Raw genomic sequence first — 17,614 nt, forward strand, 5'->3', positions numbered from 1 at the left:
CCAACCAACCAACCAACCAACCAACCAACCAACCAACCAACCAACCAACCAACCAACCAACCAACCAACCAACCAACTAACCAACTAACCAACTCGCCCCAGCCAATCCGCTATCAACATCCCAACCTGTCACTCTGTATTGATGGGCACCTGTGATAACAAGAGCACACTCCATCACCTCCTATCCCCTACCCCCAACGAATTACCCTGACGGGCAGATATGAGCAGTCAACGCCATCTCAAGAGCTAAAGGTGTGATAAACAGGATAAGCGGAGCCTCGCTAACGCAATGCAGCAGAACTGCGACTGGCATACGTACAGGGCCAACCAACTGGCAGAGACAGAGCAATGATAATTCGCAGAGAAAACGGGAAAGATTGTCAGTGAAGAGAATTGTTGCGCCGATTGCTCAACCGACACATCAGCAGTTGCCACGATGCAAAGATAAAAAAATGGCAGCCATCAGGCTGCCATCGGGAGAGCACGATTCAGCGATCAGAGGGTCGCAGCGACTTCATCGGAGATGGAGCCGTTGTGATACACCTCTTGCACATCGTCCAGATCTTCCAGCATGTCGATCAGACGCATCAGCTTGGGTGCAGTTTCTGCATCCAGCTCCGCTTCGGTGGAGGGGATCATGGTCACTTCGGCGCTCTGGGCCTTGAAGCCGGCAGCTTCCAGACCATCCAGCACGGTACCGAAGTCGTTCGGGGTGGTGTACACCTCGATGGTGCCATCCTCTTCGGTGACCACGTCATCGGCGCCCGCTTCCAGCGCGGCATCCATCAGGGCATCTTCGTCTACGCCCACGAAAGTCAGCAGACCTTTCTTGCTGAACAGATAGGCAACGGAGCCGTCGGTACCCAGGTTGCCACCGCACTTGCTGAAGGCGTGACGCACTTCGGCTACGGTACGGTTACGGTTGTCGGTCAGGCACTCTACCATCACGGCAGAGCCAGCCGGGCCGTAACCTTCGTATACGATGGTCTCGAGCTGTTCGCCATCGCCACCACCGGCGCCACGCTGAATGGCACGGTTGATGGTGTCGCGGGTCATGTTGTTGGTCAGGGCGGCAGTCACCGCAGCACGCAGACGCGGGTTGTTGGCGGGATCGGCATCACCCAGACGCGCGGAGGTAGTGATTTCGCGGATCAGCTTGGTGAAGATCTTGCCACGCTTGGCGTCCTGAGCGGCCTTGCGGTGTTTGATGTTGGCCCATTTACTGTGACCTGCCATAGAGACTCTCCGTTATTTTTTAAATGTCAGTAACACTGATCATGACTAACCCAAGGGAAACACAGAGGCCGCACGGCGGCGGCCTCCGGTGCCGGTATCGGCTTACTCGTCGCCCTTGACGGTGGTTGCAATCGCCAGCTCACCCAGTTGGGCGGCGTTGGCAAGGCTGGGGGCGTCTGTCATCAGACAGGCGGCCGCGGTCGTTTTCGGGAAGGCGATGACGTCCCGAATGTTTTCGGTGCCGGTCAGCAGCATGCTGAGACGGTCCAGACCGAAGGCCAGACCGGCGTGCGGCGGGGTGCCGTACTTCAGCGCATCCAGCAGGAAGCCAAACTTCAGGCGCTGCTCGGCCGGGGTGATACCCAGGATATCGAACACGGTGGATTGCATCTCGCTGTTGTGGATACGGACAGAACCGCCACCCACTTCGTAACCGTTGATCACCATGTCGTAGGCGTTGGCGTAAGCACCCACCGGGTTGGCTTTCAGCTCGGCCGGGCTCATGTTGCTCGGCGCGGTGAAGGGGTGGTGCATGGCAGCCAGACCGCCTTCGCCATCTTCCTCGAACATCGGGAAGTCGATGACCCACAGCGGCTTCCAGCTGTTCTCCAGCAGACCCAGATCACGGCCCACTTTCAGACGCAGGGCGCCCATGGCATCGCAAACCACTTTCTTGGAGTCGGCACCGAAGAAGATGATGTCGCCGTCGGCCGCGCCGGTACGGGCCAGGATCTCGCGCACGATGGAGTCAGAGAGGAACTTGGCAACCGGAGACTGCACGCCTTCGATGCCATTGGCCGCTTCGTTGACCTTCATCCAGGCCAGGCCCTTGGCACCGTAGATACCGACAAACTTGGTGTACTCGTCGATCTGCTTGCGAGAGAGCTCGGCACCACCCGGTACTTTCAGGGCTGCCACACGGCCTTTCGGATCGTTGGCGGGGCCCGCGAACACGGCGAACTCGACAGCAGTCAGCAGATCAGCCACATCGACCAGCTCCATCGGCAGACGCAGGTCCGGCTTGTCGGAGCCGTAGCGACGCATGGCTTCGTCAAAGGTCATGATCGGGAAGTCGCCCAGATCCACGTTCAGGATGTGCAGCCACAGTTTACGGATCATCTCTTCCATCACTTCACGCACCTGCGGCGCGGTCATGAAGGAGGTCTCCACGTCGATCTGGGTGAATTCCGGCTGGCGGTCGGCACGCAGGTCTTCGTCACGGAAGCACTTGACGATCTGGTAGTAGCGATCGAAGCCGGACATCATCAGCAACTGCTTGAACAGCTGGGGGGATTGCGGCAGAGCGTAGAACTTGCCCTTGTGCACGCGGCTCGGCACCAGATAGTCACGGGCACCTTCCGGGGTGGCCTTGGTCAGCATCGGGGTCTCGATATCGAGGAAGCCGTGCTCGTCCATGAAGCGGCGTACGAAGGCGCTGGCCTTGGCACGGGTCTTCAGGTACTTGGCCATCTCGGGACGACGCAGATCCAGGTAACGATACTTGAGGCTGATCTCTTCGCTGTTGACCTGGTTGAAGTCCAGCGGCAGCGGCTCGGCACGGTTGATGATGTTGAGTTCGTGGGCGAACACTTCGATGGCGCCAGTGGCCATGTCGCTGTTGCGCTGGGACTCGGGACGGGTGCGCACCACGCCGGTCACCTGGATGCAGAACTCGCCGCGCAGCTCGGAGGCCAGGGCGAACGCGTCCGGCTTGTCCGGATCGAAGAACACCTGAACGATCCCTTCCCGGTCGCGCATATCGATAAAGATCAGACCGCCGAGATCACGACGACGATGAACCCAACCGCACAATGTAATGGTCTGCCCTGCATGGGCCTCATTGACCTGTCCGCAATAGATAGAGCGCATGGACTTCTTCCTTCGAAATTGTAGAGAGACGGTTAACCTTGGGCCGCCGGGCACGACTGGCAAGCACCGTCTGTCTCACAGCTGGCCAGATTCTTTTTCTTACCCGGTTTGAAATCAGTCTCGTACCATCCGGTTCCCTTGAGCCGGAAGCCTGCCGCCGATATCAGCTTGACCAGATTCGGCTTGCTACAGGCCGGACAGTCGGTCAGGGGGGCATCGGAAAGCTTTTGCAGTTTTGCCAATTCATGGCCACAGACGTCGCAACGATATTCGTAGATAGGCATGGGTCACAAGAAATTGAAAAACAAAAGGGCTGGCATTATAGAGGAAAACCCCCTTTTGGGTAAAATGGCCAGCAGCCTCCTTTCGCCAGTTTTTTGCACTCGATGGCAAAAAGCGGGTAAAAAATCGGCACGAATGCACCAAGAGTGAAGAGAATAGCCATCATGAGCCTCTATTTGGGCCTGCCGCAGTGGTCCCACCCCGGCTGGCCCGGCCAGCTACTGGGCCTTGGCGCCAAGCCTGCCGAACACCTCGCCCACTACGCCACCGTGTTCAACTCAGTGGAGGGTAACACCACCTTCTACGCCCTGCCGACACCGGACACGGTACAGCGCTGGGCCGATGCGGTGCCCGATCACTTTCGTTTCAACTTCAAATTTCCGCAAACCATCAGCCACCAGAGCGATCTGGTGAGCGCAGACAAACAAGTCGCCGACTTTATTCGCCTGCTCGCCCCGCTGCACGACAAGCTGGGGCTGCTCACCCTGCAGTTGCCCGCCCGTTTCGGGCCACAGGGGCTGGCCAGACTGGCGGCCTTTATCGAGCGGCTGCCACGGGCGTTTCGCTACGCCCTCGAGGTGCGTCACCCTGACTTCTTCGCCAAGGGGGAGGCCGAGCGAGCATTGAACCGGCTGCTCATGGAACAAGGCATCAACCGGGTGATGCTCGACAGCCGGCCACTCTTCTCGGTGCAAGCAACCACGCCAGCCCTTGTCGATGCCCAGGGCAAGAAGCCACGCCTGCCGGTACATCTGCTGGCCACCGCCAACGCCCCCATGGTGCGCTTTATCGGCCTGCCGGATCCGGCGGCCAATCACCCCTTCCTGCCCAGCTGGCTCCCCCACTGGCGCCAGTGGCTTTCCGAGGGCAAGGATCTCTACCTCTATATACATACTGCCGACAACGCCCAGGCACCTGAGCTGGCCCGCCAGATCACCCGCTTGCTGGAGCAGGAGATGGCCCCCTGGCCAGGGGAAAACGATCGCGCACGGCAGGGAGTGCTGCGCTTTTAGCCAACCCATTCTGCGGCCATCGTTTCGCTGCAAAAAAAGTGCTTTTTTGTGGCGTGGCAAGCCCTGGCGTCAAGACAAACGGCCATCAATCCTCTACACTACCGCCCCAAGTAAGGGTCCGGAACATGGCCCGTACGAACAGGACAGGTCCAAAGGATTTCACGACCAGCCACCCCGTTCGTAAACAGGTGATAAATCTACTCTGATGGGTGTCACCCAACGACTCAATTGAACAATACAGCCGGGTGATGTCCCGACTGTCAGGTTGCGCCAGCATGCATACCAAAGATCAAATTTTTGCCGCCCCGATCGCCCGATTGGGTGACTTCTGTTTTGACGAACAGGTCGTCGACGTGTTTCCCGATATGATCCAGCGCTCGGTGCCGGGTTACAGCAACATCATCTCTGCCATCGGCATGATGGCCGCCCGCTACGCCCAACCCGAGAGCCGACTCTATGATCTCGGCTGCTCACTGGGCGCCGCGACCCAGGCGATGCGTCGCCATGTCAGCCAGTCCGGCTGCCGCATCACCGCGGTGGATCTCTCCCACCCGATGATTGAGCGCGCCCGCGCCCACCTCTCCGGTTTCAAATCCGAGGTGCCGGTGGAGCTGGTGGAAGCAGATATCTGCGACATCGAGATCGAGAACGCCTCCGTGGTGGTGCTCAACTTCACCCTGCAATTTGTCGAGCCCGAAAAGCGTGCTGCCCTGATCCAGCGCATTCACGATGGTCTGCGCCCGGGCGGGATCCTGATCCTGAGCGAGAAGTTCCGCTTTGAAGATGAACCGGTCAACGAGCTGCTCATCGATCTGCACCTCGACTTCAAGCGGGCCAATGGCTACAGCGAGCTGGAGATCAGCCAGAAACGCACCGCCCTTGAGAACGTGATGCGCACCGACAGCCTGCCGGTGCATCAGGCTCGCCTACGGGACGCCGGTTTCGTCCATCAGGATCTCTGGTTCCAGTGCTTTAACTTCGGCTCCATGATTGCCATCAAATCCAGCGACGCCCAGCCATGATCGACTTTGCCAATTTCTATCAACTGATTGCCAAAAACCGGCTGAGCCACTGGCTGCATACCCTGCCCGCCCAGCTGCACGCCTGGCAACATGACAACCAGCATGGCGACCTGCCGCGCTGGAACCGCGCTCTCAACAAGCTGCCGGTGGTCTCCCCCGGCAACGTCGAGCTGAAAAGCCGGGTCGAGATTGGCTCGGCCGAGAGCCTGGGCGAAGGGGAGCGCAAGAAGGTCGAAAGCCTGCTGCGCCACTTCATGCCCTGGCGCAAGGGGCCGTTCACCGTGCACGGCATCCACATCGATACCGAGTGGCGTTCTGACTGGAAGTGGGATCGGGTGCTGCCCCATATCAGCCCGCTCGAAGGACGTTACGTGCTGGATGTGGGTTGCGGCAGCGGCTACCACCTCTGGCGCATGGTGGGTGAAGGGGCTCGGCTTGCAGTCGGCATAGACCCGAGTCCGCTGTTCCTCTGCCAGTTCGAGGCCATTCGCCACTTCGCGGGCAATGATCAGCGTGCCCACCTGTTGCCGCTCGGTATTCAGGAGCTGCCGGAGCTGCGTGCCTTTGACACCGTCTTCTCCATGGGAGTGCTCTATCACCGCAAATCCCCCATCGAGCACATCGAGCAGTTGCGCAATCAATTGAAAGATGATGGCGAGCTGGTGCTGGAGACGCTAGTGATTGACGGCGGTGTCAACGACGTGCTGATGCCCACCGATCGTTACGGCAAGATGCGCAACGTCTGGTTTATTCCCTCAAGCCGCGCCCTCAAGCTATGGGTCGAGCGCTGCGGCTTCACCGACGTGCGAATAGTAGACGAGAATATGACCAGCACCGACGAACAGCGTCGTACCGACTGGATGATTAATGAATCCCTGAGTGACTATCTGGATCCAGACAATCCGGCACTCACGGTAGAAGGACACCCGGCGCCGAAACGTGCCGTACTGATTGCCCGCAAGGCCAAAGACTAGCCGGTGGCGCTTGTGGAAGTTACACTGACCCAATTCCAGGAAGCACAGTTAAATGAATGACATGAAAAGCAAATTAAAAGGAATGACCCTGCTCTCCCTGCTCAGTCTCGGCGGGTGTGTCAATATGGAAAAAACGCCTCAGGTTCCCGCTCTGACGCTGGCCGAGCTTCGTAGCGAGCTGAGCCAGAGCGAGCTGCGCCTGCAAACATCCATGGAACAGCAACAGAAGCAGTATGTGCAGCAACAGCACCTGCTGGTTCAGCTCAACACAGATGTCACCAATATGAAAGAGTCCGTCAAGCAAGTAGATCACAAGCTCGCAGCTCTCCCCTCCGAGCCACCCAAACCGATGGCCATCCCCACCGAGAAGTGCCCGGCCCCCAATCAGGGCCACACCATCGATGGCAAGCTGATGGTCGGTGAAGCGGAGTGGATCTGGGTTGATGCCGCCAACGACGCCTTCCAGGCGCGGGTCGATACCGGTGCGACCACCTCCTCCATCAGTGCCCAGGAGATCACCATTTTCGAACGCAATGGCAAAAACTGGGTGCGCTTCTTCCTGAGTCATCAGGATGTGGATGACAAGATCCAGATCGAAGCGCCGCTGGTACGCCATGTGCGGGTGCGTCAGGCCTCTGCCGACGATCTCGACCGCCGTCCGGTGGTCCGTCTGGCGGTACGGATTGGCGACATGACCGAGAAAGCCGAATTTACCCTGAAGGACCGCAGCGACATGACCTTCCCGGTGCTGCTGGGTCGCGAATTTTTGAAAGACATCGCCGTGGTTGATGTGGCCCGCGAATATATCCAACCCAAACCCAAGCTCAAGGATGTGAAATAATCCATGGTTTCCCGTAAGCCGTTCTATTTGCTGGTAGCCCTGCTGTACATTGTCGGCCTGGGGATGACGATCTATCACCATATCGCGTTGGATGTGCCGCTGACGCCCGGTGAAAAGCGCCAGATCTGGTCCATCGAAGCCAAGCTGGAGTTTGAGGCGACCGGTGAGCCGGTGATCGCCTCCCTGGCCATTCCGGGCACCCAGCCCGGTTTCACCCTGATGAACGAGAACGCCGCCAGCCCCGGCTACGGCCTCTCCTTTGTCGAGAAAGATGGCGATGCCCGCGCCGAGTGGTCCATCCGCACCGCCTCCGGCCGTCAGGAGCTCTACTACCGCGTCGACATGATGGCAGATGCCCATGCCAAACCGGCCGCCAATCCGCAGCCGCCTGCCATCGAGAAGCAGATCGAGAGTGAGCCTTATGCCACCGCGATGAAGCAGATCCTCGAGCGGGCCCAGGAGCGCTCTGCCGACGGCTACACCCTGACTCGCGAGATCATCAAGGAGATCGAGAAGCAGGAGCAGAACGCCGAGCTGCTGAAAAAGCACAAGAGCCGTGCCAACCTGATCGCCGAGCTGCTCAACAATGCTGACGTCCCCACCCGCGTGGTGCATGCTCTGAATCTGGAAGATGGCCGCCGTCGTCAGGAGCTGGTGGATTACCTGCAGGTATTCAACAGCCCGACCGACTACAAGCTGTTCAACCCGCAAACCGGTGAACAGGGCCGTCCGGCCAACCTGCTGCTGTGGGAGTACAACTCCGGCGCCCTGCTGGATGTGACCGGTGGTCACAACTCCCGTGTCAGCTTCTCGATGATCGAGCAGGAGCAGCCGGTCAGCGTGGCGCTGGCCCAGAAGTTTGAAAAATCAGAGATGATGAACTTCTCTATCCACAGCCTGCCGCTGGAAGAGCAGACCCTGTTCAAGGGCTTGCTGCTGATCCCGATCGGCGTGCTGATGGTGGTGTTCTTGCGCGTGATTGTCGGCATCAAGACCTCCGGTACCTTTATGCCGGTGCTGATCGCCGTCGCCTTTATCCAGACCCAGCTGATCACCGGTCTCATCGGCTTCCTGCTGATCGTCGGCACCGGTCTCATCATCCGCTCCTATCTATCTCGGCTTAACCTGCTGCTGGTCGCCCGAATATCGGCAATCATCATCATGGTTATCTCGATGATCGGTATCTTCTCCGCGTTCGCCTTCAAGCTGGGGCTGACCGACGGTATGAAGATCACCTTCTTCCCGATGATCATCCTCTCCTGGACCATCGAGCGGATGTCCATCCTGTGGGAAGAAGAGGGCCCGAAAGAGGTGTTCCGTCAGGGCGGTGGCTCCCTGCTGGTGGCCATCATCGCCTATCTGGCCATGGACAACGAACTGATCCGTCACCTCACGTTCAACTTCCTCGGCCTGCAGCTGGTACTGATGGCGACCGTGTTGTTGATGGGTAACTACACCGGCTACAAGCTGAGTGAGCTGAAGCGCTTCAAGCCGCTGGTGGACGAGATCAAGTCTGGCGCCACCCCGGGTAAGGACAAGTAACAGATGTGGTTCTGGGAAAAGTACACTACTCCGTGGAGCCTGTCGCAGGCAGGCATCCTCGGTATGAACAAGCGCAACCACTCCTACATCAGCCGCTACAATCCGCGCAGCCTCTATCCGCTGGTGGATGACAAGCTGCAGACCAAGCAAATTGCGCTGGATGCAGGCGTGACGGTGCCTGAGCTGATCGGCACCATCCGTGCCCAGCACGATGTAGGTCGCATCACCGAGCTGGTAAAAGATTGGCCGGGCTTCTGCATCAAGCCGGCCCGTGGCTCTGGCGGCAAGGGGATCCTGGTGATCCTCCGTCAGGAAGATGGTCTCTTCTACAAACCCAACGGCAGCGCCTGCAACGGCCAGGATCTGGAGCGCCATGTCTCCAACATTCTGGCGGGGCTCTATTCGCTTGGTGGCAAGCCAGACGTAGCGCTGGTCGAAGGCCTTATCAACTTCGATGACGTATTCGACGGCTACTCGTTCGAAGGGGTGCCCGATGCCCGGGTGATCATCTTCAAAGGCTTCCCGGTGATGGCGATGATGCGCCTCTCCACCTCGGCCTCCGATGGCAAGGCGAACCTGCACCAGGGCGCCGTTGGGGTGGGTCTGTGCCTGCGTACCGGCCGCGCGCTGCGGGCGGTGCAGTTTGGCAATCCGCTGCGACACCACCCGGATACCGGCCTCGACCTCTATGAGCTCAAGGTACCCCACTGGGATACCCTGCTCACCCTGGCCGCCTCCTGTTACGAGATGTCTGGTCTGGGCTACATCGGTACCGACATGGTGCTGGACAAGTTCCGCGGCCCCATGCTGCTGGAGCTCAACGCCCGCCCGGGTCTGGCCATTCAAATCGCCAACGGTCGTGGCCTGGTGCCCAACCTCAAGACCATCGAGAAGCTGGGACAGGTCAAGATGAGCGTGGCGCAGCGGGTCAACTTTGCCAAAGAACACTTCGGTATCTTTGACGAGTAGTCCCGCCCCCCATGTCAAAAGCGCGCCAAAGGGCGCGCTTTTTTATGACTGCCGTTTATCGGCGCGCTGCCGGCAACGACAATCCTGCCGAGCAATGGGACAGAACCAGACAGCCAAACAACGGCCATAAAAAAACCGATGCCTGGGCATCGGTTTTTCACTATCCGGCACGCAGACCCGATTACAGGGAAGCGGCGTTCTCGGACAGATACTTGGCAACGCCATCCGGGGAGGCGGTCATGCCTTTCTTGCCTTTCTCCCACTGAGCCGGGCACACTTCGCCGTGCTCTTCGTGGAACTGCAGGGCATCCACCATGCGCAGCATCTCGTCGATGTTGCGACCCAGCGGCAGATCGTTGACTACCTGGTGACGAACAACACCGTTTTTGTCGATCAGGAAGGAGCCACGGAACGCCACACCGGCTTCCGGGTGCTCGACATCATAGGCTTTGCAGATCTCGTGCTTGATGTCGGCCACCAAGGGGTACTTGACTGGGCCGATGCCGCCGTCTTCGATCTTGGTGTTGCGCCAGGCGTTGTGAGAGAACTCGGAATCGATGGAAACACCGATCACTTCCACGCCACGCTTGTTGAACTCTTCCAGACGGTGATCGAAGGCAATCAGCTCGGACGGGCAGACGAAGGTGAAGTCGAGCGGATAGAAGAACAGGACGGCTGCCTTGCCTTTGATGTGGGATGAGAGGGTGAACGAATCAACGATCTCGCCATTACCCAGAACGGCTGCGGCGGTAAAATCGGGTGCGGGACGGCCTACCAATACCATATTCAATTCCTCTTTAAGTGAAGTGAACAATCCAGTCAGGATTGGGCTACCAAGAGCCTAGTCCGTCTAATTCAAGCGACAAACTATAGACCCGGTGGTAGATTAGTTAAATCAAATTAAATAGATAGCATTAATCGGATTTTCCTATGCAACGTTGGCCCAGCCTCAAACAGCTGCAATATCTGGTCGCTCTCGACGAGCACAAGAACTTCAACCGCGCCGCCAAGGCCTGTCATGTCAGCCAGTCGACCTTGAGTACCGGGATCCAGACGCTGGAAGAGATGATGAACCTGCAACTGGTGGAGCGGGACCACAAGAGCTTCATTATGACCCCGGTCGGCATGGAAATCGTCGAGCGCGCTCGCAATTTGCTCTCCGATGCGCGAGATATGATGGAACTAGGTCAACACCAGGGTGGTGTGATGCAGGGGACCGTGCGTCTGGGCTGTATTCCCACCATCGCCCCCTTCCTGCTCAGCAAACTGCTGAAAGTATGCAGCAAAACCTATCCTGACCTCGAATTGTTACTGCGGGAAGACACCACCAGCAATCTGCTCAAGCAGCTGGAACAAGGTCAGCTCGACTTGCTGATCCTCGCTCTCCCCATCGAGATCGGTGGTTTTCACTGCAAGACCGTCGGCCAGGATCCGTTCCACATGGTGATGCCCGCCAGCATGGCGGCCGGTCTACACACCCCGTTCGACTACAAGGAGCTGCCAAACCAGAGCATCTTCCTGCTGGAGCGGGAGCACTGCCTCACCGAGCACGCAGTGAGCGCTTGCCGTCTGCGGGACAAGAGCAAGATCAATCCCTTTGCCGCCACCAGCCTGCACACTCTGGTGCAGATGGTCGAGGCGGGACTTGGCACTACCTTCCTGCCTCAGATGGCCATCGACGCCGGCATTCTTGCCAATTCGGATCTGGTCGCCATTCCCCTGCCGGGGGAAAAATCCTATCGCGAGATCGGCATGGTTTGGCGTCCCAGTACCACCCGGGTGCAAACCTTCTATAAGCTGGCCGAATTGCTTACCCCACTGATCAATCCCGCCCACTGACCCCGAATGCCAGCCGCAGGCTGGCGTTTTTCGCTCACTTGCCGCATTTTCTCCTTTCGGGACTAGGTATCAAGCCAGATCCCTGTTTATGATGGAAAAGTTGTCACGCCACTGGCGGCCGTCACCATATTCTGTCCGGGGTGGCGGTTAACAGACGTCTCTATTGGTAGACCCCGTTGTGGAGAGCTCTCCGATGTACCGCAAGCTGATGCTATCCCTGCTGACCCTGCTGCTGGCCGCCTGCTCCAGCACGCCAGAGCCACCGCCGCCCCGCCAGCAGAGCAGTGCCTTTGACGGTTTCTACCAGCAGTGGCGTGGCGTCCCCTACCGGATGGGCGGCACCAACCGCGCCGGACTCGACTGCTCCGCCTTCACCCAGCTCGCCTACAATCAGGTGCTGGGAGTCAACTTGCCAAGAACCACCGAATCCCAGGCCAGTATCGGCAAACCGGTGGATCGCTACCGGCTGCAACACGGGGATCTGGTCTTCTTCAAAACCGGCTGGCAGCAGTACCATGTGGGGGTCTATACCGGTGCCGGCGAGTTTATCCACGCCTCCACGAGCAAGGGTGTAATCCGTTCGAGACTCGACAATGTCTACTGGAACAGCCGCTATTGGCAAGCCCGTCGGGTAACCCAGTAAAGGTTCAAACACCTGCCCGTTATACTGCTGGACTCCGTCAATCCCGGTCGCCAGGTCGAGATAATCCCCTGCACTGAAAACTCAATTGGCCCCAAAACCTGCCTTTCATACCATTTTGTGATAAGATGGTGGCCAATTTTTAGCACTTTCGCGCTTTTCTCATACGCTATCTGTCCTGATTGACAATAAGCGAAGCAGCGAAAGTGGCTGTGACAGCACTGCCGGACGGGTGGCTCACAGCAGCAGTATCAAGGGTTAAATAGATAAGGAGATCATCCAATGAAACAGTATCAAAACTGGCTGGGGCAATACCTGATGAGTCGCCGTGACGGCGACCACGCCATGGCATGCGAGATGGCGAGTTCCATCTGCGAGTTCTGGCAACAACAGGGAGATGAAACCGAACTGGACAAGTGGCAGCAGATTTACCAGAACCATCTGGAAAAGACCACCTGATCCCGACCGTCACCTTGCTGCCAGCCATCTGTTGGCAGCAAGGCTGCCCCCTATTGCTTCGCGCATAGCAAGTTCCCGCATAACGCCCTTTTGCATGCCCCCTCTACCATTTCTTGAGTCCATGACACTGCTCATCCAGAACCAAGTGTCGAGCTCGTCGATGCAACCGGACACAACAGGGTTCCCCACCCTGTTTCCCTGGGTTTCATCCAAACCAACCGCGTCCTCACGGCGGGTTTTCTGTTTTGAGAACAAGGGGATGGGCAGTTCTGTCGCAATCCATGGCGACAATTCCCCCAAGTTGGTCAGTTTGTGCTAAAATGGCGCTCATTTTTTGACATCTCGCGTCACGTTCGCCGCCAGATTGCCCATCGGGCTCTCTGCCCGGGTCGTGACTTTGCACCATCATGCCTGATGATGTTCCCCCCAAGATGAGCCGACAGGCTCCCGTCAAGGTGGGCACCTTCAAGGGCACATGAGATAAGGAGATCGGGTAATGAAACAATATCAAAGCTGGCTGGGAGATTATCTGATGAGCCGACGTGACGGAGATCACGCGATGGCTTCGGAACTTGCCAACACCATCTGCGCCTTCTGGAAGGCCCAGGGTGATGAAGCAGAAACCAGCAAATGGCAGCAACGCTATCAGCAACACGTAGAGCAGGCGCAATAAGCCCCTGCACTCTTTCGCGATAAAAAAACCGGCGCACATGGCGCCGGTTTTGCGTCTCTGGCAAGCAGCAGATTACATCTGGTCGATCATGTCCTGAGCAAACTGGGAACAGGAGCGCAGGGTGGCCCCTTCCATCAGACGCTCGAAGTCATAGGTGACGGTCTTGTTGCGGATCGCCGCTTCCATCCCCTTGATGATGAGATCGGCCGCTTCGACCCAGCCCATGTGGCGCAGCATCATCTCGGCGGAGAGGATCAGCGAGCCCGGGTTGACCTTGTCCTGACCGGCATATTTCGGTGCAGTACCGTGAGTTGCCTCGAACAGAGCCACGCCATCACCGATGTTGGCACCCGGCGCGATACCGATACCGCCCACCTGAGCAGCCAGCGCATCGGAGATGTAGTCACCGTTGAGGTTCATACAGGCGATGACGTCATACTCGGCCGGACGCAGCAGGATCTGCTGCAGGAAGGCGTCGGCGATGACATCCTTGATGACGATGGTCTTGCCGGTTTTCGGGTTCTTGAAGGAGCACCAGGGGCCGCCGTCAATCAGCTTGGCACCGTACTCGTTCTGGGCCAGGGCATAACCCCAATCCTTGAAGGCACCTTCGGTGAACTTCATGATGTTGCCCTTGTGCACCAGAGTCACGGAGTCACGATCGTTGTCGATGGCATACTCGATGGCGGCACGAACCAGACGCTCGGTACCGGCCTTGGACATCGGCTTGATGCCGATCCCGCAGGATTCGGGGAAACGAATTTTCTTCACGCCCATCTCGTTTTGCAGGAAGGCGATCACCTTGTTCGCTTCGGCACTGTCGGCCTTCCATTCGATGCCGGCGTAGATGTCTTCGGCGTTTTCGCGGAAGATCACCATGTCGGTCAGATCAGGACGTTTCACCGGGCTCGGGGTGCCGTCGTAGTAACGTACCGGACGCAGGCAGATGTAGAGATCCAGCTCCTGACGCAGGGCTACGTTGAGAGAGCGAATACCGCCACCGACCGGAGTAGTCAGCGGGCCCTTGATGGCCACGCAATATTCACGAATGAAATCCAGGGTTTCGGCCGGCAGCCAGGCACCTTCGCCATAGACATGAGTCGATTTCTCGCCGGTGTAGATCTCCATCCAGGCGATCTTGCGCTCGCCCTTGTAGGCTTTCTCGACCGCAGCATTCACCACATTCAACATGGCAGGGGTTACGTCAACACCGATGCCATCCCCTTCAATAAACGGAATGATCGGATGGTTGGGAACCTGCAGCTTGCCGTTGGCATCGACTGTGATTTTCTGACCCTGGGTCGGGATTACTACTTTGCTTTCCATCGGCATCTCCTAACTTCCGTTTGTTATCAACTTGTTTGTTGCGCGCGGCCATCTTAGCCCATTCATTTTCATAATAAAACGACAAGAAAGCATGTCAGACCAAAGAGGTAGCCACCCGCCAGTGCACCGTCACAACGCCTTGCCGACCCCGCCCCGTTATCCCTCCAGCTCGCTGGCCGCCGCCTGCGGCTGACTCAGGGAACGGTACTGGGAAGGGGTCAAGCCGGTCTTCTGTTTGAACACCCGGCAGAAGTAGTTCACGTCGGTAAACCCGCAGCGATTGGCAACCTCTTCGAGACGGAAGCGATACTTTTTCAGCATGAACTTGGCCCGCTCCAGCCGCACCCAGCTGATGTAGTCCGCTAGCCGCATGTGCCCCTGCTGGCGGAACAGGCGTGAGAGGTGGCTGGGGGAGAGATTGAAGCGGGCAGCGATGCATTCGCGACTGATGGGGCGGTGGAAATTTTCCTGAATGTAGATGCAGATGCCGTGAAAAAGATCGGAGCCACGAGGACGACCGCTCTCCGACTCCACCAGCAACTGCCGTGAATAACTTAGCAGCGCCTGCAGCAGGTGATTGTCCATCGGTGCCCTTATCGGCTCCTGCGCAAGGGTGTTGAGGGAGAGCAGGATATGATCGAGCGCCCGTCCGGCACCGGCCTGAATACTGTGCTTCTGCACATCGAAGAAGCCGGTGTCTCCCTTGTGCTTGCTCACCAGACTGAACCCTATCTGACGCTTGCCGAACAACAGGCTGAGCACGGAACAGTCATTGTCCCAATCCGGCTTGTTCCAGCCGTTGGGGGGAATGTACATCGCCTCCCGCGGCCCCATCTGTACCGACTGCACATCCCCTTCCGGGGACCAGATCTGGTTGAGATAGTGGCCACTGAATACCAGCTCGAGACGCGGAAAATTGACCTGATAACTGAAGCAGGGAGGCACCCCTTTGTCAGAGGCAAACAACACCTTCTCAAAGCCTCCCCCCTCACTTAGAAAGCCGTCCAACAGCTGGGTAAAGATGATACTCATGAATGATCCTGATCAAGATGCAGAGAGCAACCGATTGCGGTGCGCTGCCCCTGCCATGCTATAGTCCGCGCCAGACTGAAATTCCCAAAAAATCGTTCTGATACAAGGAGCCATCCATGAGCTACCCGCCGTTTTTTCTAATGTGCAACCCGATCCAGGATTATGTCTGGGGCAGTCGTGACTCCCTGACCACGCTGTTTGGCATCAAAAATCCCGAAGGCAAACCACAAGCTGAACTGTGGATGGGCGCTCACCCCAATGGCTGCTCCGAAGTGACCCTGGCAGGCGAGACCGTGAAGCTTTCCAGCCTGATTGACGCCAACCCCGTCGCCATGCTGGGCGAAGCTACCCAGGCTCGTTTCGGCTCACTCCCCTTCCTGTTCAAGGTGCTCTGCGCCGAGCAAGCCCTCTCCATTCAGGTACATCCGAGCAAGGCACAGGCCGAAGCCGGTTTTGCCAGAGAAGAGGCCGCAGGCATCGATATCAAGGCGAGCAACCGCAACTACAAGGATCCGAACCACAAGCCGGAGCTGGTCTTTGCCCTCACCCGCTATCAGGCGATGAACGGCTTTCGCGCCATCCCGGCCATCCTGGCCCTGTTCGATCGCATGGCGCTGCCCGCCCTGGTCGACCTGACCGCGGCGCTTCGCCAGTCACAGGATGAAGCTGGCCTGCGGCACTTCTTCCACCAGTTGCTGATCCTCAGCGGTGATCGCAAGGACGAGGCGCTGGCTCGCCTGCTGGCCTATGCCGCCGCCCATCAGGATGAAGAGACTTTCGCCACCATCAGCAAGCTGGCCAACCAGTACCCGGGGGATGTGGGGCTCTTCTCGCCGTTGCTGCTCAACGTGGTGACACTTGAGCCGGGTCAGGCGATGTTCCTTGATGCCCAGACCCCCCACGCCTACATCCACGGCACTGGCCTCGAGATCATGGCCAACTCCGACAACGTGCTGCGTGCCGGTTTGACCCCCAAATACATGGATGTGCCGGAGCTGCTGGCATGCACCCGCTGTGTCGCCAAACCGGACGACCAGATCCTGCTCACCCCTCGCATGGAAGGCACAGTACAGCACTTCGACGTGCCGGTACCGGATTTCACCTTCAGCGTATATGGCGCAGGCGAACATGCCCTCACCACCGGCAATGCCGAGATCCTGTTCGCCATCGATGGGCCCATCACCCTCATTGGCCAGGATGGTGAGCGTCTGACACTGACCATAGGGCAATCTGCATTTGTACCCGCCAGCACCGGCGATTATCGCGTGACGGCTGAAGGGCGTTTTGCCCGCGCCAGCAACCGCTGATCCTGGTGGGCCATCGGCTCATCACTCTCTGTTCAAAGGGCCCAGCAGGGCCCTTTTTTTCAGCTCATCTGACCATGTAGAGCCCGGTACGACTCACAAAATCGGTCATTTAACTCAACATCGAAGAATAACACGCTGAATTATAATGATTAATATCATTTAGCCTCCCTGGTCACGCCACCCTGCAGTTATGCGAGCCAGCTCACACCCTTCCCCACACGTCATAAAAATCCAGTTAATGCCATTTTTTTCCTCTGTCCCAGGATATTAATCAACGAAATAATAGAAACAGTTAATTTACAGGCAGCAGGAAAAACATTTAAGAGCATTTATATATTCCAGATGTAACACAGCTCAGCCACTTATTTCATAAGTGTAAGGGGCGATTTTTTAAATCAGGCTATAGGTGCCTGTTATTTTCCTGCGCATTTATTTTTCCGCCTGTATGGCCAGAACGTTTTCACTATCCATTTTATCTGGCTGATATTCCCCCCGTCACCCTCTATATCCAGTGACAGTCGGGGTAATACATGCAGATGGCTCTCTCATCCGGCAGATATTCATTGGCTGGCCCGGCGTTCTGCATTATC

At 57.8% G+C, this 17,614-nt stretch carries 17 protein-coding genes; 11 read left to right on the top strand and 6 right to left on the bottom strand.

From position 1 onward, the window contains the following. Positions 1-495: 495 nt before the first annotated feature. The 3 genes from G5287_RS06375 to G5287_RS06385 all read right to left on the bottom strand — a co-directional run bounded on the left by G5287_RS06375 (position 496) and on the right by G5287_RS06385 (position 3,389). The gene (locus G5287_RS06375) at positions 496-1,236 is read right to left on the bottom strand and encodes a YebC/PmpR family DNA-binding transcriptional regulator (protein WP_005337681.1); all 741 of its coding nucleotides are present in this window, start codon (positions 1,234-1,236) and stop codon (positions 496-498) included. Positions 1,237-1,338: 102 nt separating this feature from the next. After that, the gene (gene aspS, locus G5287_RS06380; RefSeq protein WP_157162313.1) at positions 1,339-3,105 is read right to left on the bottom strand and encodes an aspartate--tRNA ligase; all 1,767 of its coding nucleotides are present in this window, start codon (positions 3,103-3,105) and stop codon (positions 1,339-1,341) included. Positions 3,106-3,137: 32 nt separating this feature from the next. After that, positions 3,138-3,389 carry an FmdB family zinc ribbon protein gene (locus G5287_RS06385; RefSeq protein WP_005337686.1) on the bottom strand — a complete coding sequence of 84 codons (252 nt, stop codon included), beginning with the start codon at positions 3,387-3,389 and terminating at the stop codon, positions 3,138-3,140. 162 nt (positions 3,390-3,551) lie between these two features. Between G5287_RS06385 and G5287_RS06390 the strand changes: the two genes are divergently transcribed. The 6 genes from G5287_RS06390 (at position 3,552) to G5287_RS06415 (ending at position 9,748) form a co-directional block, all read left to right on the top strand. Next, on the top strand, positions 3,552-4,400 hold the full coding sequence (locus G5287_RS06390; RefSeq protein WP_227342372.1) for a DUF72 domain-containing protein: 849 nt from the start codon (positions 3,552-3,554) through the stop codon (positions 4,398-4,400). 275 nt (positions 4,401-4,675) lie between these two features. After that, positions 4,676-5,422 carry a carboxy-S-adenosyl-L-methionine synthase CmoA gene (cmoA, locus tag G5287_RS06395; RefSeq protein ID WP_069529805.1) on the top strand — a complete coding sequence of 249 codons (747 nt, stop codon included), beginning with the start codon at positions 4,676-4,678 and terminating at the stop codon, positions 5,420-5,422. Beyond that, a complete protein-coding gene (gene cmoB, locus G5287_RS06400; protein ID WP_042056497.1) occupies positions 5,419-6,396 on the top strand; it encodes a tRNA 5-methoxyuridine(34)/uridine 5-oxyacetic acid(34) synthase CmoB in 978 nt (325 codons plus the stop codon). The genes cmoA and cmoB overlap by 4 nt, the downstream gene beginning before the upstream one ends. Positions 6,397-6,448: 52 nt before the next feature. Then, on the top strand, positions 6,449-7,237 hold the full coding sequence (locus G5287_RS06405) for an ATP-dependent zinc protease (RefSeq protein WP_227342371.1): 789 nt from the start codon (positions 6,449-6,451) through the stop codon (positions 7,235-7,237). 3 nt (positions 7,238-7,240) lie between these two features. Beyond that, positions 7,241-8,779, top strand: coding sequence for an inactive transglutaminase family protein (locus tag G5287_RS06410; RefSeq protein ID WP_227342369.1), 1,539 nt, complete (start codon positions 7,241-7,243; stop codon positions 8,777-8,779). Positions 8,780-8,782: 3 nt separating this feature from the next. After that, positions 8,783-9,748, top strand: a complete 966-nt coding sequence (locus G5287_RS06415) for an alpha-L-glutamate ligase-like protein (protein ID WP_216953262.1) — start codon at positions 8,783-8,785, stop codon at positions 9,746-9,748. Positions 9,749-9,929: 181 nt separating this feature from the next. Here the strand turns inward: G5287_RS06415 and G5287_RS06420 are convergent, their stop codons facing one another. Further along, on the bottom strand, positions 9,930-10,532 hold the full coding sequence (locus G5287_RS06420) for a peroxiredoxin C (RefSeq protein ID WP_216953261.1): 603 nt from the start codon (positions 10,530-10,532) through the stop codon (positions 9,930-9,932). Between the two features lie 146 nt (positions 10,533-10,678). On the opposite strand from G5287_RS06420, the gene G5287_RS06425 reads away from it, so the two are divergent. The 4 genes from G5287_RS06425 (at position 10,679) to G5287_RS06440 (ending at position 13,359) form a co-directional block, all read left to right on the top strand. Then, positions 10,679-11,587 (top strand): hydrogen peroxide-inducible genes activator, encoded by a 909-nt coding sequence (locus tag G5287_RS06425; protein WP_421231048.1) that lies wholly within the window; start codon positions 10,679-10,681, stop codon positions 11,585-11,587. Positions 11,588-11,780: 193 nt separating this feature from the next. Further along, a complete protein-coding gene (locus G5287_RS06430) occupies positions 11,781-12,230 on the top strand; it encodes a C40 family peptidase (RefSeq protein WP_216953259.1) in 450 nt (149 codons plus the stop codon). Positions 12,231-12,509: 279 nt separating this feature from the next. Next, positions 12,510-12,686, top strand: coding sequence for a hypothetical protein (locus tag G5287_RS06435; RefSeq protein ID WP_005347176.1), 177 nt, complete (start codon positions 12,510-12,512; stop codon positions 12,684-12,686). A 496-nt stretch (positions 12,687-13,182) separates the two neighbouring features. Then, positions 13,183-13,359, top strand: a complete 177-nt coding sequence (locus tag G5287_RS06440; protein WP_005337712.1) for a hypothetical protein — start codon at positions 13,183-13,185, stop codon at positions 13,357-13,359. Between the two features lie 72 nt (positions 13,360-13,431). On the opposite strand, the gene icd is transcribed toward G5287_RS06440, so the two are convergent. Both icd and G5287_RS06450 read right to left on the bottom strand, forming a co-directional pair. Then, entirely contained in the window at positions 13,432-14,685 is a 1,254-nt protein-coding gene (gene icd / locus G5287_RS06445; RefSeq protein WP_421231049.1) for an NADP-dependent isocitrate dehydrogenase, read from the bottom strand. 156 nt (positions 14,686-14,841) lie between these two features. Beyond that, the gene (locus tag G5287_RS06450) at positions 14,842-15,717 is read right to left on the bottom strand and encodes an AraC family transcriptional regulator (protein WP_005347181.1); all 876 of its coding nucleotides are present in this window, start codon (positions 15,715-15,717) and stop codon (positions 14,842-14,844) included. Positions 15,718-15,833: 116 nt separating this feature from the next. On the opposite strand from G5287_RS06450, the gene manA reads away from it, so the two are divergent. Continuing rightward, positions 15,834-17,024: a mannose-6-phosphate isomerase, class I gene (gene manA, locus G5287_RS06455; RefSeq protein ID WP_216953257.1), complete on the top strand. Its 1,191-nt coding sequence runs from the start codon at positions 15,834-15,836 to the stop codon at positions 17,022-17,024. Positions 17,025-17,614 lie beyond the last annotated feature (590 nt).

Source organism: Aeromonas sp. 603079 (assembly GCF_049172135.1).
Classification (GTDB): Bacteria; Pseudomonadota; Gammaproteobacteria; order Enterobacterales; family Aeromonadaceae; genus Aeromonas; species Aeromonas veronii.

What these genes read in the sequence shown, in the direction of transcription:
- G5287_RS06375 (WP_005337681.1), bottom strand. Translation starts at nt 1,236, where the DNA reads ATGGCAGGTCACAGTAAATGGGCCAACATCAAACACCGCAAGGCCGCT.
- aspS (WP_157162313.1), bottom strand. Translation starts at nt 3,105, where the DNA reads ATGCGCTCTATCTATTGCGGACAGGTCAATGAGGCCCATGCAGGGCAG.
- G5287_RS06385 (WP_005337686.1), bottom strand. Translation starts at nt 3,389, where the DNA reads ATGCCTATCTACGAATATCGTTGCGACGTCTGTGGCCATGAATTGGCA.
- G5287_RS06390 (WP_227342372.1), top strand. Translation starts at nt 3,552, where the DNA reads ATGAGCCTCTATTTGGGCCTGCCGCAGTGGTCCCACCCCGGCTGGCCC.
- cmoA (WP_069529805.1), top strand. Translation starts at nt 4,676, where the DNA reads ATGCATACCAAAGATCAAATTTTTGCCGCCCCGATCGCCCGATTGGGT.
- cmoB (WP_042056497.1), top strand. Translation starts at nt 5,419, where the DNA reads ATGATCGACTTTGCCAATTTCTATCAACTGATTGCCAAAAACCGGCTG.
- G5287_RS06405 (WP_227342371.1), top strand. Translation starts at nt 6,449, where the DNA reads ATGAATGACATGAAAAGCAAATTAAAAGGAATGACCCTGCTCTCCCTG.
- G5287_RS06410 (WP_227342369.1), top strand. Translation starts at nt 7,241, where the DNA reads ATGGTTTCCCGTAAGCCGTTCTATTTGCTGGTAGCCCTGCTGTACATT.
- G5287_RS06415 (WP_216953262.1), top strand. Translation starts at nt 8,783, where the DNA reads ATGTGGTTCTGGGAAAAGTACACTACTCCGTGGAGCCTGTCGCAGGCA.
- G5287_RS06420 (WP_216953261.1), bottom strand. Translation starts at nt 10,532, where the DNA reads ATGGTATTGGTAGGCCGTCCCGCACCCGATTTTACCGCCGCAGCCGTT.
- G5287_RS06425 (WP_421231048.1), top strand. Translation starts at nt 10,679, where the DNA reads ATGCAACGTTGGCCCAGCCTCAAACAGCTGCAATATCTGGTCGCTCTC.
- G5287_RS06430 (WP_216953259.1), top strand. Translation starts at nt 11,781, where the DNA reads ATGTACCGCAAGCTGATGCTATCCCTGCTGACCCTGCTGCTGGCCGCC.
- G5287_RS06435 (WP_005347176.1), top strand. Translation starts at nt 12,510, where the DNA reads ATGAAACAGTATCAAAACTGGCTGGGGCAATACCTGATGAGTCGCCGT.
- G5287_RS06440 (WP_005337712.1), top strand. Translation starts at nt 13,183, where the DNA reads ATGAAACAATATCAAAGCTGGCTGGGAGATTATCTGATGAGCCGACGT.
- icd (WP_421231049.1), bottom strand. Translation starts at nt 14,685, where the DNA reads ATGGAAAGCAAAGTAGTAATCCCGACCCAGGGTCAGAAAATCACAGTC.
- G5287_RS06450 (WP_005347181.1), bottom strand. Translation starts at nt 15,717, where the DNA reads ATGAGTATCATCTTTACCCAGCTGTTGGACGGCTTTCTAAGTGAGGGG.
- manA (WP_216953257.1), top strand. Translation starts at nt 15,834, where the DNA reads ATGAGCTACCCGCCGTTTTTTCTAATGTGCAACCCGATCCAGGATTAT.